Annotated in this window: 15 protein-coding genes; 8 read left to right on the forward strand and 7 right to left on the reverse strand. The window is 60.7% G+C overall.

The genetic code is table 11. From position 1 onward, the window contains the following. Positions 1-153: 153 nt before the first annotated feature. On the forward strand, positions 154-1,659 hold the full coding sequence (locus ACMFWR_RS19220) for a DEAD/DEAH box helicase (protein WP_413196288.1): 1,506 nt from the start codon (positions 154-156) through the stop codon (positions 1,657-1,659). Between the two features lie 93 nt (positions 1,660-1,752). On the opposite strand, the gene ACMFWR_RS19225 is transcribed toward ACMFWR_RS19220, so the two are convergent. After that, positions 1,753-2,334, reverse strand: coding sequence for a TetR/AcrR family transcriptional regulator (locus tag ACMFWR_RS19225; protein WP_413196289.1), 582 nt, complete (start codon positions 2,332-2,334; stop codon positions 1,753-1,755). Between the two features lie 132 nt (positions 2,335-2,466). On the opposite strand from ACMFWR_RS19225, the gene ACMFWR_RS19230 reads away from it, so the two are divergent. Next, a complete protein-coding gene (locus tag ACMFWR_RS19230) occupies positions 2,467-3,465 on the forward strand; it encodes an aldo/keto reductase (RefSeq protein ID WP_413196290.1) in 999 nt (332 codons plus the stop codon). Between the two features lie 8 nt (positions 3,466-3,473). Here the strand turns inward: ACMFWR_RS19230 and ACMFWR_RS19235 are convergent, their stop codons facing one another. Further along, complete coding sequence (locus tag ACMFWR_RS19235) at positions 3,474-4,049, reverse strand: TetR/AcrR family transcriptional regulator (RefSeq protein ID WP_413196291.1); 576 nt, start codon at positions 4,047-4,049, stop codon at positions 3,474-3,476. A gap of 255 nt (positions 4,050-4,304) precedes the next feature. Here ACMFWR_RS19235 and ACMFWR_RS19240 point away from each other — a divergent pair, with 255 nt between their 5' ends. Together ACMFWR_RS19240 and ACMFWR_RS19245 are read left to right on the forward strand one after the other, a co-directional pair. Continuing rightward, complete coding sequence (locus ACMFWR_RS19240; RefSeq protein WP_413196292.1) at positions 4,305-5,720, forward strand: amidase; 1,416 nt, start codon at positions 4,305-4,307, stop codon at positions 5,718-5,720. Positions 5,721-5,873: 153 nt separating this feature from the next. Beyond that, a complete protein-coding gene (locus ACMFWR_RS19245; protein ID WP_413197286.1) occupies positions 5,874-7,442 on the forward strand; it encodes a DHA2 family efflux MFS transporter permease subunit in 1,569 nt (522 codons plus the stop codon). 129 nt (positions 7,443-7,571) lie between these two features. On the opposite strand, the gene ACMFWR_RS19250 is transcribed toward ACMFWR_RS19245, so the two are convergent. Next, a complete protein-coding gene (locus ACMFWR_RS19250) occupies positions 7,572-8,543 on the reverse strand; it encodes a LysR family transcriptional regulator (RefSeq protein ID WP_413196293.1) in 972 nt (323 codons plus the stop codon). A gap of 134 nt (positions 8,544-8,677) precedes the next feature. On the opposite strand from ACMFWR_RS19250, the gene ACMFWR_RS19255 reads away from it, so the two are divergent. Further along, the gene (locus ACMFWR_RS19255; protein WP_413196294.1) at positions 8,678-9,535 is read left to right on the forward strand and encodes an oxidoreductase; all 858 of its coding nucleotides are present in this window, start codon (positions 8,678-8,680) and stop codon (positions 9,533-9,535) included. Positions 9,536-9,547: 12 nt separating this feature from the next. Here ACMFWR_RS19255 and ACMFWR_RS19260 read toward each other — a convergent pair whose 3' ends face one another. Continuing rightward, a complete protein-coding gene (locus tag ACMFWR_RS19260; RefSeq protein WP_413196295.1) occupies positions 9,548-10,315 on the reverse strand; it encodes a PP2C family protein-serine/threonine phosphatase in 768 nt (255 codons plus the stop codon). Positions 10,316-10,462: 147 nt separating this feature from the next. Then, a complete protein-coding gene (locus tag ACMFWR_RS19265) occupies positions 10,463-10,750 on the reverse strand; it encodes a hypothetical protein (protein ID WP_413196296.1) in 288 nt (95 codons plus the stop codon). 729 nt (positions 10,751-11,479) lie between these two features. Between ACMFWR_RS19265 and ACMFWR_RS19270 the strand changes: the two genes are divergently transcribed. Beyond that, positions 11,480-11,959 carry a lecithin retinol acyltransferase family protein gene (locus tag ACMFWR_RS19270; protein WP_413197287.1) on the forward strand — a complete coding sequence of 160 codons (480 nt, stop codon included), beginning with the start codon at positions 11,480-11,482 and terminating at the stop codon, positions 11,957-11,959. A gap of 117 nt (positions 11,960-12,076) precedes the next feature. Then, entirely contained in the window at positions 12,077-12,310 is a 234-nt protein-coding gene (locus ACMFWR_RS19275) for a hypothetical protein (RefSeq protein WP_413196297.1), read from the forward strand. A gap of 14 nt (positions 12,311-12,324) precedes the next feature. Here the strand turns inward: ACMFWR_RS19275 and ACMFWR_RS19280 are convergent, their stop codons facing one another. Beyond that, the gene (locus ACMFWR_RS19280) at positions 12,325-12,798 is read right to left on the reverse strand and encodes a response regulator (RefSeq protein ID WP_413196298.1); all 474 of its coding nucleotides are present in this window, start codon (positions 12,796-12,798) and stop codon (positions 12,325-12,327) included. Positions 12,799-13,252: 454 nt separating this feature from the next. Beyond that, entirely contained in the window at positions 13,253-13,897 is a 645-nt protein-coding gene (locus ACMFWR_RS19285) for a hypothetical protein (RefSeq protein ID WP_413196299.1), read from the reverse strand. Between the two features lie 274 nt (positions 13,898-14,171). Here ACMFWR_RS19285 and ACMFWR_RS19290 point away from each other — a divergent pair, with 274 nt between their 5' ends. After that, complete coding sequence (locus ACMFWR_RS19290) at positions 14,172-14,732, forward strand: cytochrome b (protein WP_413196300.1); 561 nt, start codon at positions 14,172-14,174, stop codon at positions 14,730-14,732. Positions 14,733-14,748 lie beyond the last annotated feature (16 nt).

The raw sequence follows: 14,748 nt of genomic DNA on the forward strand, positions 1-14,748 counted from the left end.
TGCGCTGCGGGCCGCTCGAGCACGGCCTTTCTGCCGCCTTTGTCAATCGAAGCCTGACCGGCAACGGGCCTTCGGTCCGATGCGCTCAATGTGCTGAAAGACCATCATGACCCTGAGACCGCTAAAATCACGGTTTCAGTCCGGAACACGTCCATGTCTTTTGCCTCGCTTGGCCTGATCGATCCCCTGGTGCGCAATGTGCACGGCCTTAACTACGAGACGCCGACGCCGGTGCAAGCCAAGGCGATTCCTGTTGTGCTCAGCGGGAAAGACGTGATGGCTGCAGCGCAAACGGGCACAGGCAAGACGGCGGGCTTCGCGCTGCCGCTGTTGCAACGCCTGGTGCAACACGGGCCTGCAGTGTCGAGCAACCGTGCGCGCGTGCTCGTGCTCGTACCCACGCGCGAACTGGCTGAGCAAGTGCTGCAAAGCTTTATCGAATACGGCAAAGGCCTCGATCTGCGATTCCTGGCCGCGTACGGCGGGGTGAGTATCAACCCGCAGATGATGAAGCTGCGCAAGGGCGTGGACGTGCTCGTTGCGACACCGGGGCGTTTGCTGGATCTGAATCGCCAGAACGCCGTGCAGTTCGATCAGGTGCAAACGCTCGTGCTCGATGAAGCCGACCGCATGCTGGATCTGGGCTTTGCACGCGAACTCAACGCGGTCTTTGCTGCCTTGCCGGCTCAGCGCCAGACGCTGTTGTTCTCTGCCACATTTACCGACGATATCCGGACCATGGCCGCGGGCATTTTGCGTAGCCCGGTCAATATCAGCGTCAGCCCGCCTAATGTCACCGCCAGCAAGATCAAGCAGTGGGTCGTGCCGGTCGATAAAAAGAACAAGCCCGACCTCTTTATGCACCTGGTGGCCGAGAACAGTTGGGAGCACGCGCTGGTGTTCGTCAAAACTCGCAAGGGCGTGGAGTATCTTGCGGGCATCCTTGAAGATGCGGGCTATGCGATCGACACGATTCATGGCGACAAACCGCAGCCAGCACGCTTGCGTGCGCTCGAGCGCTTCAAGACGGGCGAAGTGAATATGCTGGTGGCGACGGATGTGGCTGCGCGCGGGCTGGATATTGACGACTTGCCGCTGGTGATCAACGTGGATCTGCCGATCGTGGCACAGGACTATGTGCACCGTATTGGCCGTACTGGCCGAGCGGGGGCAAGCGGTGTGGCGGTGTCGCTCGTCTGCGCCGATGAAGCGCCGCAGCTAGCTGCGATCGAAGCGTTGATCGGGCAAACGCTGCCCCGCGAAGAAGAGCCGGGTTTTGAGGCCGAACACCGCGTGCCGCAAACCAGCTCCGCAGGCGAACTCATCAAGAAACCCAAAAAGCCGAAGAAGCCCAAAGTGCCTCAAGCGGTGGCGGGTGCACCAAAGGCGCTCGGCAATGCAGCCCGCCCGCAAACTGGCGAAAGCAAACGCAAGCCTGCGCCGTCACGTCCTGCGGGACAGAGGAAAAGCGTGGATGTGTCCAGCGATCGCCCATTCATAGGGCAAAAAACGCTGGGTAAATCCGGCAACAAGTCAGCCACCAAGTCCGCCACCCAGTCCGCTGCAAAGCCGACGACCAAACCGGCAGCAAAACCGGCTGCGAATTCACATAAGCCGGCAGGCAAACCCGGTGGCGGCCACGGCAAACGTCAGCCTTGAACTTTGAACGTAGGAATCGATGACCCGAGGCGGAGGCGTCGCGCCCTTCGGGCTAATGATCGGGCAAACGATCGCAAACCCGCGGCCGAGGCATCACGCGGGCCAGGCTGCGAGCGCCCGCTTCGCAGTCGCCGTCAGCTCGCTGCGCGTGGCGCCTGACTGCGCATCGATTGCCATACCCCATCCGACCGTCATCAGATAGCGCGCGAGTTCATCCGCGTCCGCATCCTTCGGGAGGTCGCCCTCTGCACGAGCACGCTCGAAGCGTTCGCGAATCCGTGCGCGCCTCGCGCATCGCTGCTTCGTGAACTCTTCCTGCATCAACGCATCGCTACAGCCGCTCGGAAGCGAGCAGTTCACGGCAAGACATCCGGGCGGCTTCGCCGGGTCTGTATAGAGTTCCGCGTACCGCAAAAGCATTTGCTCAGCGACATCACGCGCCGTGGCAAGGCTCGTCGCGGCCTCGGCGTATTCGAGTCGACTGGATCGATACCGCGCGAGTACCGCGCGGAAGAGGTCTTCCTTGCTACCAAACGCAAAGTAAAAGCTCGGCGGGGTGATGCCAATTGCCTTCGTCAGGTCGGCGAGCGAGGTCCGTTCATAACCCTTGCGCCAAAACATCTCGGTGGCGATGTCGATCGCATGCTCGATGTCAAACGTCCGTTGTCGTGCCATAGCTATTCTCCGACCGCAGGATAACATAGTGATCACTATATTTCACTTGACTTGTTGTTTGCCTCAAATATAGTGGTCGATATATTTCGTCACGCTCGAGTCGTCGGGCGCTCTCACTGAATGAGGTTCACGATGCAGTTCAAGCAGTTGGGCCGTACGGGCCTGTCCGTGTCGCGGCTTTGTGTTGGAACGGGAACGTTCGGACATCAGACCCGCGAAGACGAAGCCTTCAAGATCCTCGATACCGCGGCAGATGCGGGTGTCAATTTCATCGATACGGCCGACATCTATCCTGGTGGTGCGCTTCCGCATGAGTTGGGTAGTTCAGAAGAAATCACGGGCCGGTGGCTCAAGGACAAGCGCAGCCGCTTCATTCTCGGCACGAAGGGCGGCGGGCCGATCGGGCCTTCGCCATGGGATCGCGGGACGTCGAGAAAACACTTGCTCGACGCGATCGATGCTTCATTGCGACGCCTGAACACCGACTATGTCGATCTCTACCAGATTCACATGGATGACAGCACCACGCCGCTCGACGAGACGGCCGAGGCACTCGATCTCATCGTGCGGTCGGGAAGAGCTCGCTATATCGGCGTGTCTAACTTCCTGGCGTACAGATTGGCGCGCGCCATTGGCCGGCAGGACGTGCTGCGCCTCACGCGCTTCGTGTCCGCACAACCTCGCTACAACTTGTTGTTTCGAGAGATCGAGCGCGAGTTACTGCCTTTGGCGCAAGAAGAAGGCGTCGGCGTAATCTCGTTCAACCCGCTCGCAGGCGGTCTGCTGACCGGCCGATATCGCAGGGATGATGATCCGACCCAGGGGCGCTTCTCTCAAACGGAAATGGGCCAGTTCGGGGCGATGTACAAGGATCGCTACTGGCGTGATCGGGAGTTCGCGACCGTCGAGCAGTTGCTTTCGATGGCATCCGAAGCCGGCATACCGTTACCCACGCTCAGCGTGGCGTGGATTCTGAAGAATCCTGCTATCACGTCGGTGATTCTCGGTGCGAGCCGCAGCGAACAGCTGCGCGACACGCTCGTGGGCGCAGATCAGGAGGTCCAGCCTGCTGTGCTCTCAAAACTCGATGAGGTCACCTCCGAATATCGGCGTGGCGACGCCGGTCGGTAGCCCCGTTTCTATCCTGGCAAAAGCCCCGCAGAACGGTAAGTCTCGATCAGCGTGTCGAAGAGCTTGATATCTGAGCGCCCGCGGGCCATGAGTTGCGCGCCGGACACCGCCGCAAAGATGGCTCGCGCTCGCTTTTTGGCGTCACGGGAATTCACGATGCCTGCTTCGACGAGGGTTTTGCCGAGCCACTCGACATTGGCGTCGGCGAAGGCCTGGACTTCGACCTGCACCACCTCCGGCAAGTCGTCATATTCGGCGGCCATGAAACTGGCCATGCACATCCGGTTCTCGTTTTCGAGGGCGGTGCGAAATGTCCCGGGGAATTTGCGCAGGCGTTCGATCGGGTCGGCTGTCTTCGCGGAGATGACCTCGAGCGCGGCCGCAGCATCTTCCCAATACCGTTTGGCGACGGCAGCGGCCAGGTCGGCCTTGCTCGGAAAATGATGATAGAGGCTAGCGGCCTTGATGCCGACCTCTTCTGCAAGGGTCCGAAGGTTCAATCCACCGTAACCATGTGCCTGCGCAATCTTCGTCGCGACGGCCAGTATCTTGTCGCTGGAACTGGTATTTGCTTTGTTTTCCACGAATCGCCCCTCAGTGACACAGCCCTCATCGCGATGCGCGACGTCGGTCGGCCTGCGTTGCTGCCCGCTATGGCAGCGGCATGGCGGATGGTAGCTCGTCTTGGTGCCCTCGCACAGGATCGTTCGAGAAGCACCCGCTCAAAAAATCGGTTGACGAGACGAATTATAGCGTCTAATTTGCAACCTAACAAACGTTAGGTAGATGCACGAACCAAACCTTGTTCATTCCTCACATCACTTTTTTTGAGGCTCCTCATGAGCAACGAACTCGTCACCCAAGATGCCACCGCGCTGGCTGAATTGATCCGCAATAAAGAAGTGTCCCCTGTTGAAGTCATGCGAGCCCACCTCGACCGTATCGAAGCGGTGGACCCCAAGATCAATGCAATCGTCGCCATCGCCGATGGCGCACTCGAAGCGGCGAAGGAAGCAGAAGCCGCGGTATTGGCAGGCGAGAGGCTGGGGCCGCTGCATGGCGTGCCGTTCACGGCCAAGGACTCGATCGACACCGCTGGCGTGCTGACGCAACGTGCTTCGCCGATTTTCAAGGGGCGTGTGCCGGACACCGACGCGACCAGCATCGTGCGCATGAAGAACGCGGGCGGCATTCTGATCGCGAAGACCAATCACCCCGAGTTTTCGTTCTGGATCGAGACGGACAACTTGCTGTCGGGCCGCACGCGTAACCCCTGGAATCCGGACCGCACGCCGGGTGGATCGAGCGGTGGCGAGTCGGCAGCCATTGCGGCGGGTATGTCGCCGATCGGTCTCGCGACCGATGTGGCCATCTCTGTGCGAGGCCCCGCGGCACTTACAGGTGTCGTGGGCCTGAAAGCCACGTATGGGCGTATTCCGATGACGGGTATCTGGCCGCGCGTGCCGCGTCGCTTCTGGCACATCGGTCCGATGGCGCGTTCCGTGCGGGACGTCGCACTTGCCTATTCGCTCCTCGCGGGCCCGGACGGGGCGGATGGTTTCTCCATCGCGCCGGTTCATCTCGACGCCGGCGTGGCCTCGAATCCGTTTCGTCCGCTGCGGGTAGGCTGGCTCGTCGACCCCGCGTTTTCGCCGGTGGATCCGGATGTCGCGGCCACGGTTAAGGCCGCTGCCGAGGCCCTTCAGAACCTCGGTGTCATCGTCGAGCCCGTGCGCATCCCCGTGCTTGAGCAGATCAATGCACTGGAACTGCTTTGGAAATTACAGGTGATGGAAACCAAACCTGCGTTCAGGAAAGTGACCGCCGGACACGAAGACAAAATCTTCAAGCATGTTCAGGCGGTGTACGACACGCCCGACACCCCGATCGCCGACTTCGTCGAGGCAGATCAGCAAGCGCAACAACTGCGCGACGGATTCGCCGAATACTTCCAGCGGTACGACGCGCTGCTGTGCCCGGTAACGACGGTGCCCGCACATGAACACGACGCGACCGAATTCAACATCAACGGTCAAAAGGTGTCGTCGCTGCATGTCATGACGGCCACCGCGCCCTTTAGCGTAACGGGCCTTCCGGGCTTGTCGTTGCGATTCGGCACGAGCAGGGAAGGGTTGCCGATCGGCGTGCAACTGGTATCGCCCTGGCTTGCGGAATCCACGAGCCTGCATCTCGGCGCGCTGCTCGAAGCGGTCAGCCCGGTGCGAAATCAGCATCCTGACTTGTCTGCCCTCTGAGGTCGACCACGAAGCCCCACCTCACCGACGCAGCAGATGCAGCAGGTGGGGCGGGGGACATCCAGAGCCCGTTCTGCATTGTATGGACGACGTTCCCGATTTGACGCAATTGAGCAATCGAGCAATTGAATTACACGCATGAACACTTCCACAATGACATCGCTACCGAATCCCATGGATTTGCCCGCACGCACGAAGCTGATTGCCTTCGGCATCATGTGTGTCGGCTTCTTTATGGCGACACTCGATATTCAAATCGTCGCATCGTCACTGCGAGACATTGGTGGCGGGCTCTCGGCGAGTCAGGACGAGCTTTCCTGGGTGCAGACGTCCTACCTGATCGCCGAGATCATTGTCATTCCCATGTCGGGCTGGCTCACACGCGTGTTTTCCACACGCTGGGTGTTCGCTTTCTCCGCGCTCGGATTCACGGTGACCAGCATGCTTTGCGGACTGTCGTGGGACATCGACTCGATGATCCTTTTCAGAGGTCTGCAGGGCGCGATGGGTGCGGCCATGATTCCGACGGTCTATACGACCGTGTTCGTGATCTTTCCGCCGAAGCAGCGTCTCGTTGCCGCCACGACGATCGGTGCGCTCTCGACACTCGCGCCGACGATCGGGCCGGTGATCGGCGGCTGGGTGACCGCAGCATGGTCCTGGCATTGGTTGTTCTATTTGAATGTCGTGCCTGGCATTGCAGTGACGCTCTGTGTGCCCAGGTTCGTCAACTTCGATCATGCAGACCTCTCGTTGCTGAAGCAGGGCGACTATCGAGGGATCGTGCTGATGTCAGCGTGCCTCGGTTGCCTTGAATACGTGCTCGAAGAGGGGCCGCGTAAAAACTGGTTCGGCGACGAGGCGATTCTCCTTTGCGCATGGGTGTCCGCACTCAGCGGCTTTCTCTTCGTGGTCCATGCGCTGACGGCGAAAGACCCGGTCATCGACCTGCGTGCGCTCGCCGTGCGCAACTTCGGACTGTGCAGCGCGCTGTCATTCATCATCGGCATTGGCATTTTCTGCACGGTCTATCTGACGCCGGTGTTTCTCACGCGTGTTCGCGGCTTCGACTCCCTTCAGACAGGTATCGCGCTGCTGTCGGTCGGATGCTTTCAGTTGATGGGCATGATCGCGTACACCGTGTTGGCGCGATACATCAACATGCGCTATCTGATGATTGCGGGCCTGACGTTGTTCGGCATTGGATGCTATCTCTACGAACCGCTCACAAGTGACTGGGGTTGGCAGCAGCTTTTGCTGCCTCAGGCACTACGCGGATTCGGGCAGCAGCTGGCTATTCCGCCCATTGTGATCATGGCGTTGGGATCATTGCCTCAGGCCCGGCTGAGATCAGCGAGCGGCTTGTTCAATCTGATGCGCAATCTCGGTGGTGCGATCGGCATCGCCGTGGCCAGCACCATGCTCAATGATCGTTTGAATTTTCATTATGAGCGACTGGCCGAACGCGCGAGCATCGGACGACCTGTGGTCGGGGCGTTTCTGCGAGATCAGGCCGCGCTCGTTTCCAACGCGGTGGGCGATACCGTCAACGCCACACAAGCCGGGTTGAGCGAATTACATGCATTGCTGATGCGCGAGGCCTTGACTCTGACATTTGCCGACGCATTTCTTGCCGTTGCATTGTGCTTTGGAGTCGGGGTGATCGGTGCGTTTTTAACGAAGCCTGCGACAAACACAGCTCCCCCGCCGGATGCACACTGAGACGTGAAAAACGTGGACGCTAACCTCTGGCCTAAGCTCCCGCCGCCAACATCCAGCCATTGACCTTTAGCTGCCAATGTCGATCCGGAAACCTCTATCTGCAAATCCCCAGCCGCTAATCTCCAGTCACTAGCCTCGCCCCTTCGCCTTGCCGCCGCGCTTGAGCGACTGCGTCGCGCGGAGCTCTTGTGGGTCAAGGAAAAAGTCCCGGTTGCCGGCGATGTGTTCGATCATGAAGTCGATGAATGTCCTTAAGCGCAGTGACTGCTCGGTGCGATGCCGGTAGTAGATATGGATCATGCCGTAGTCGGTAATGTGCTGCGTCAGCAACGGAATCAGTCGACCGCTTCGGATATGCGGTGCCGCACTGAAGCTACCCAGTTGCCCGATACCGAGACCCGATAGCACGGCCTGCGTTTCGATTTCGGTGTCGTTGACATAGACGACAGCGGGCACGTCGCGATAGACGATCTCGTCGCCGATCCGAAACTGCCACTGCGCGAGCTTGCCCGTGTTCGCACGACGGTACCCGGTGCAGCGATGCGCATAGAGCTCGTCGATGGTCTGTGGCGCACCGTGACGCTCGATATACTCCGGCGAGGCGCACACGATGAGTTGAATGGGCACCAGCGGGCGCGCGATTGAACCGCTCGATGGCGGCGGCCCGCCGCGAAAACCCACGTCGGCGCGGTCTGTCACGAGGTCGGTGAACTGATCGTCGAATTGCACTTCGAGCAGCACGTTGGGATAGCGCTTCTGAAAGGCTTCGAAGTACGGCCACAAAACGGTGAGCCCGAACGCGCGCGGTGCGCTGATGCGCAGCACGCCACCCGTGTCTTCCTTCGAGCGACGCGCATCGTCGAGCGCCGACGACAGCGTCGCCAGTGCCGGCTTCGCGCTATCAAGCAGCCGTTGACCTTCCTCAGTCAGGCTGAGCTTTCGGGTGGTCCGATGAAAGAGCCGCACGCCCAGTTCCTTCTCCAGCTGCATGACCGCCTGACTGGCTGCCTGTGGCGAAATGCCCTGATCGACAGCCGCACTGCGCAGGCTTCCAAGCGTTGCGGCACGCACGAATACGGTGACCCCACGAATTCCGTTCATCTCGGCTGTTCACCCATTAACAAGTTCACATTGATTATCTACCAATCAATGTACGGCTAGTTGATGTCAATCGCCGCGCTTACGATGGCGTCACTTCATCACGTTTTCACCCCTTCACACACAGGAGCAAGGTCATGGATAACGTCAAGCAAGGTGGCTTCAAGCGCGTATGGCTCATCACGGGCGCTTCGCGCGGCATTGGTGCACTGATCGCGCAAGCCGCGCTCGCCGACGGCAACGCGGTCGTGGCCGCCGGTCGCAACGTCTCGGCGATCGTCGAACGTCTGGGCGAATCGGACGCGCTGCTGCCCGTCGCGCTTGACGTGACCAACGAAGCTCAGGCCAAGGCGGCTGTGCAGGCGGCGGTCGAGAAATTCGGACGCATCGACGTGCTGGTCAACAACGCCGGCTTCGGCCTGCTCGGCGCCGTGGAAGAGTCCGCCGACAAGGACGTGCGCCGTATGTACGACACGAACGTATTCGGCTTGCTGAACATCACGCGCGCCGTATTGCCGACGATGCGCGCACGCCGCTCCGGCCACGTGATCAACATTTCATCGGTCGGCGGCTATCGCGCAGGAGCCGGCTTCGGCGTGTACTGTTCGACGAAGTTCGCTGTCGAGGGCATCACGGAAGCGTTGCACGCAGAACTTGCGCCGCTGGGCATCCATGCAACGGTCGTCGAGCCGGGATATTTCCGGACTGAGTTTCTCGATGCGTCGTCACTGGTTGTGGCGCCCGACGTGATCGACGACTACGACGAAACGTCCGGCACGGTCCGCCGCAAGGCTGTGCAGATCAGCGGCAATCAGCCCGGTGACCCGACGAAGCTTGCTGCAGCGATGGTCACGCTGGTCGATGCGTCGAACCCGCCGCTGCGCCTGCCGCTCGGCACGGACACGCTGGCCGCCATCGCCGCGAAAAACGAGTATGTGACGCAGGAGACGGAAACGTGGAAGGCGTTGTCGGCTTCGACTGACTTCGCAAGTTAAGGCGCCACCGCACTACAACGCCGGATTCAGCAACGTCTTGTCACCGGCCGTATCTTCTGCCCGCACCACGACTGCCGATATATTGTCGCGACCACCCCGCTCGAGCGCGAGATCGACGAGCGTTTCGGTGGCTTCGCGGCAGTCGAGCCGCGCGAGGGTGTCGAGCATTTCGCGCGCGCTGACTTCATTGCTAAGCCCGTCGCTGCAAAGCAGGAAGATGTCGCCGTCGGCCACCTCGACCATGTCTTCGTCGAGATCCAGCCGGTCAGTCGCACCGACCGCGCGCGTGATCAGATGCAGGGCGGGGTGATGCAACGCTTCTTCTTCGGTGATCTGTCCCATCGATTTCATCTGCTCGACCTGGCTGTGATCGCGCGTCAGGAGTTGCAGACGACCCTGCCGACATCGGTAGATGCGGCTGTCGCCAGCCCAAAGAAATCCACACTGCCGCTCGCACGCCATCAGCACAACCACCGTGCAGCCGATGCGTTGCACCTGGCGCGACGCAGCTTCGACGCGAAGCAGATGATTGGCCTCGAGCAAGCGTATTCGGGCGTCGGCAACAAAATGACCGAGATCGCCACGCGGTTCGATGCCGCCGAGCGTATTCACAACCAGGCGACTCGCCACGTCACCCACGGCATGACCGCCCATCCCGTCCGCCACGGCCCACAAGCCTCGCTCGGGGCGGTCGAGGCACGCATCTTCGTTAACCTCGCGTACGAGGCCGACATCGGTGCGCGCGGCCGATGTCCATCGGAATTGACTAGTCCACTTCACGGCACCCTCTGATGTCGTCGGCGTCATCGCACCGCCCGCACAGCGAGGCGCGACACCCGCTTCAATGGTGCACACGATGCGCGAGCGGCAAGCCGCTGCGCGCTCCATCCCGGCACAGCCAGGTGGATTCCCTGGCGTCGGCCGGGCCTACGCTGCGTTGCTGCCGGTGGCGGTAGTCGGCACCACCAGCACGGCGTTCGAACCGGTATTGCTGACGTCGACCGTCTGGAACTGATTGTTCATCTGGTTAGCATAGAAACTATTGTTGACCTGATACAAGTTCACGATGGGCATCGTCGGCACGGACGGTGTCGGCGGAATATAGGGCTGTATCCAGCCAAATACCCACGGGGCACCGCCACCCTTGATGGCCGCCATGGCCTTGCGATCGAGAGCGAGATTCAGACTGAGGTCGTTGATCGAGATGGAAGCCATGATGGGTCTCCGTTGAGTCGTCCAGCGACGACGGGAATGAACAAGGTAGCCCTCATGGTGCAAGTGTCATGCCATTTTGGTCGCGAGCTGTCGCGCTCGAGGCCTGAATTCTCCAAACCGTTGGCCCGTGTGGCTTTGCGCACATTCGCACATCAGCCGCGCAATCGGTCCGCGCGCTCGAATCATCCGGAACGTTGGTGTGCAGCCGACACGATATCGGTCCGGCGCTGATCAGACCCAACACATGCATGGCTGCCGATGGGCATCGCGGCGACACACGCGTGTGATGCCGCACGCATGGGTGTTGGCCCGCAGCCAACGCTATCGTTTGAAGCCTGTTTGCAGACTTGAAACACATTGGGCAGGTTCGGCCTTCATCGCTTGAGGGGAAGTGCCATTTGGCGGGGGTTTCCGGGCGCTGGCAAGGTTGATGCGTTATGACCGTCAACAGTGTGGCACCGACGTACAGCAGGGCTTCAACGCAATACCGCAGCCCGTGCGACAAGACCACACCGCTAAGGACCGAATCGAAACACCGAATCGAAACACCGAAGCGAAAGACCACAGTACTGCGAATCAGCGAGACGCGCCATGAACACGAACCTGCACCCGGTATCCGCAACGTCGACGGCCAGCGTGACCGAGGCCGATCAGCCGGCGTGCTTCGAAGTGTTTCACGACGTCGGCGTAGCGGCCGACGGCACGACGCGAGTCGCCGACGCTGATGTTATGGAGACCTATGATGCGACATCACTCGACTACCCCCTTGGCAGCGAACCGACTCCCGGTACGCATCTCGTCACCCAACGTCGCGGATACGAGCATCACGGCGTCTACGTCGGCAATGGTCGAGTCGTGCATTACGCCGGATTTGCCGATTCGGCGCAGCGCGCACCGGTCGAGGAAGTCACGCTCGAGTGTTTTGCGCGCGGTCATGCGATGTGGGTACGGCTCCATCCATTCGCGACCTACACGGGCGACGAGGCCGTCATGCGTGCTCGGTCTCGCCTCGGCGAGGATCGATATCGACTTCTGACGAATAACTGCGAGCACTTTTGCGTGTGGTGCCTGTTTGGCGAAGCACGCAGCAAGCAGGTCGAGGCGTGCCTCGCGCATCCGCGCGTGGCGGTGCGTCTTGTCGTCAGCCTCGTCACTGCATTCCTGGGACACGGGAGGAGAAGCGGGCGCTTCGCGGCCAATGCCGCGTGAAGCTCGCCGGGGAAGGCCAGGCCGTCACGCGATCGCGTGGATGCTCAAGCGGCCATAAAAATAGCCGTTATCACAACTACAGGGAACAGCACGGGGTTGTGCGCGTAGGAGACCATCATGAACGCTACCGAAAAATCGCTGCACTGGATCGTCGACAAGTGGCTTGCACCGACGCCGTCGATGCCGGCCCGCGTGATTCAGGTTCGAAACAATCGTTCGGAGCACCAACGTTTTGTTCGCGTCGAAGCACTGCGGCCCACGGGTTTGTTGTCGATCATCTTCTTCCGGCACGACGACGGCACCTGGAATGTGTTCCCGCCGTCGATGCCGCGTCCCGCGATTCAGCTGTAGTCTGAAGCGTAGTTTTAGCGAATCAGTGTTCCGTTCGCGGGCCTGAACATCGAGCCCGTGCCGAAAAAATCTTCGAGCATGGAGAGCAGTGCGTCGATGTCGCAAGGCTTGGGCATGCAAGCGTCGAAGCCGGCCTGACGGCAACGCTCGATGTCCGCGGGCTCATGCAGCAGCGCGGAGTGCGCGATCAGAAAACAGTCGGGCGCCAGTCCGTCGCGCAGCACGGAGGCCACTTCCCAGCCGTTGCCCTGAGGCATGCTCAGGTCGAGCACGATCACCTGCGGTTGCCAGCGGCGTGTCATCAGCACCGCGTCGAGTCCGGTGGCGACGTGGCGTGCACTGAATCCTTCGACTTCAAGAATGGTCACCATCGAGCGTCCGAGCTCGGTGTTGTCGTCGACGACGAGGACACGGCGCTGCGACGCCGTCTGAAGCACAGGCATTCCGGCAGGGTGGGCCAAGCGCTGAGCGTTTTCGTTGAATGGCATCGAAGGTATCCGGTTCGTGTCAGCTCGTCGTCGGGAGCGCCTGTTTTCGGGCGCATCGACGCGTATCGCAATCATCGTTCCCGGGCCGGTTCTGACCGGCTCTTAGACGCGCACACCTGCCGGCGTGCGCCCAACATACGTATGACCTGGGAAGGGGTCGTCGCGCGTAGGCATCGGTCGGCGTGTAAGGCTTGCTGCTCAGCCGCTTGCCATTCAGTCATGCTTCAACGGCCCTTCGATCGACATCGGGGACCACGTGAACCTGCACCGCACGTCATGACGATACAAGAGAATGCGCGCGCAAGCAGACTGGGAAACCCCTGATACGAGCGGGCCCCGCACGTGCGGCCGCGTGCCGATGGGCGTCCGCGGGGAAGCTCGCTGGCAGGCTCGGGGATATCCCCGATTTGAAGACATCGCGCTTGCGCGATGTCGTTATGTTTGAAGCACGTAGTCAGCCGCGAGGGGCGGCACCCATCGCGCGAAAGATATCGGCGACGAAGTCGTCGAGCTGGGCTTCGAAATTGGCGTCGTCGGGGTTGAGGTCGGCGTAGGTCGGTTTGCCCTTCGCCTTGCGCACGGCATCGACGTAGGTTTCGATGATGTCCATCACAGCGAACGGCCCGGCCGATGCATTCATGGGGAAGCCCGCTTCATTGCAGATCGCGTGAGCGAGGGCATTCGCATAGGCATCGAGGCGCTCGATTTCCTTCAGACGTTCGAGCGCGGACACGTCGTCGTCATGGGGATCATTGGCCGGCCGCTTGTGCGCGCCGGACGAACGCAATGTCACGGGGTAGGTCACGCCGGACGAGAGATGCCCCAATCGATCGACCAGCAGGCCGTGATTCCCAAATGGCGAACACGCATTCGTGGCCAGTGTCTGGCGGCGCCGGACACTGGGGGCCGCGCGCGGCGACAGTGCGTCGAATGCGGCGGCAGCGGTGACGAGGCCGCACGGAAGACCCGCTAGGCGTGACTGTCGCTTGAGGCTCGGGCGCACAACGCGCTGGCCAAGCATCGTCGGCCTCAGCGGAAGCCGATTGACGGTCTGGAATCGATGGACGTGTGCGGCTCGAGTTCTCATGAGATAGGGCATGCGTGCCGTCCAACACGCGTTGGTATGACGTGACCTGCGATATGCAGTAATACTGACAGATGTGTCATTGTATCGTCGGATCACTTTACTGCAATGCATCATTGTCCAGACATGTGACAGGTATGCGGCGAGCGCTCACGCTGTTGCTGCAATCACACCGCTTCCTGCGCGACCACTGTAGCGGACGGTCGCGTAAACCCTTCACCGCATGTCTCAGTTCTGCGTTCGATTCAATGCGCTATAGTGGGCGCGCTGCCGTCGACACGGGTGGAACATGACCGATTTTCGAGCACGACCGACCTCGCATCGCTATACGGGACCCGCGATCACGCTGCACTGGCTGATCGCCATCCTGATTGCGGCGGGCTTCTGGATCGGATTCGTGATGACCGATATCCCCGGATTTACGCCGACTAAATTGCGGTATTTCTCGTGGCACAAATGGATCGGCGTCACGGTCTTCGTTCTCGTGATCGTGCGCTTGCTGTGGAGGCTCACCCACCGCGCGCCGCCGTTGCCGTACGGGATGCCCATGTGGCAGGTCGGCGCATCGCATGCGGTGCATTTTCTGCTCTACCTGTTGATGATCGCCGTGCCGGTGTCGGGCTATTTCTACAACTCCGCAGCCGGTATTCCGGTGGTGTACCTCGGGCTCGTGCAGTTGCCGATGCTGATCGCCAAGGACACGGCGCTACGCGATGTGCTCAAGCAGGTCCATATCACGCTCGACTGGGTGCTGCTCGTGACGATTGGGATTCACTTGCTCGGAGTGATCAAGCATCTGGTCATTGACCGCGACGGCTTGCTGCTTCGCATGTTGCCATCGCGGAGATAGCTTTCGTTATCCGGTA

Source organism: Pararobbsia alpina, from assembly GCF_965118125.1.
GTDB classification, from domain to species: domain Bacteria; phylum Pseudomonadota; class Gammaproteobacteria; order Burkholderiales; family Burkholderiaceae; genus Pararobbsia; species Pararobbsia alpina_A.

Coding starts and splice junctions, on each gene's coding strand:
- ACMFWR_RS19240 (WP_413196292.1), top strand. CDS start 4,305: ATGAGCAACGAACTCGTCACCCAAGATGCCACCGCGCTGGCTGAATTG.
- ACMFWR_RS19285 (WP_413196299.1), bottom strand. CDS start 13,897: ATGCCCTATCTCATGAGAACTCGAGCCGCACACGTCCATCGATTCCAG.
- ACMFWR_RS19270 (WP_413197287.1), top strand. CDS start 11,480: ATGGAGACCTATGATGCGACATCACTCGACTACCCCCTTGGCAGCGAA.
- ACMFWR_RS19250 (WP_413196293.1), bottom strand. CDS start 8,543: ATGAACGGAATTCGTGGGGTCACCGTATTCGTGCGTGCCGCAACGCTT.
- ACMFWR_RS19220 (WP_413196288.1), top strand. CDS start 154: ATGTCTTTTGCCTCGCTTGGCCTGATCGATCCCCTGGTGCGCAATGTG.
- ACMFWR_RS19225 (WP_413196289.1), bottom strand. CDS start 2,334: ATGGCACGACAACGGACGTTTGACATCGAGCATGCGATCGACATCGCC.
- ACMFWR_RS19255 (WP_413196294.1), top strand. CDS start 8,678: ATGGATAACGTCAAGCAAGGTGGCTTCAAGCGCGTATGGCTCATCACG.
- ACMFWR_RS19230 (WP_413196290.1), top strand. CDS start 2,467: ATGCAGTTCAAGCAGTTGGGCCGTACGGGCCTGTCCGTGTCGCGGCTT.
- ACMFWR_RS19290 (WP_413196300.1), top strand. CDS start 14,172: ATGACCGATTTTCGAGCACGACCGACCTCGCATCGCTATACGGGACCC.
- ACMFWR_RS19245 (WP_413197286.1), top strand. CDS start 5,874: ATGACATCGCTACCGAATCCCATGGATTTGCCCGCACGCACGAAGCTG.
- ACMFWR_RS19265 (WP_413196296.1), bottom strand. CDS start 10,750: ATGGCTTCCATCTCGATCAACGACCTCAGTCTGAATCTCGCTCTCGAT.
- ACMFWR_RS19275 (WP_413196297.1), top strand. CDS start 12,077: ATGAACGCTACCGAAAAATCGCTGCACTGGATCGTCGACAAGTGGCTT.
- ACMFWR_RS19280 (WP_413196298.1), bottom strand. CDS start 12,798: ATGCCATTCAACGAAAACGCTCAGCGCTTGGCCCACCCTGCCGGAATG.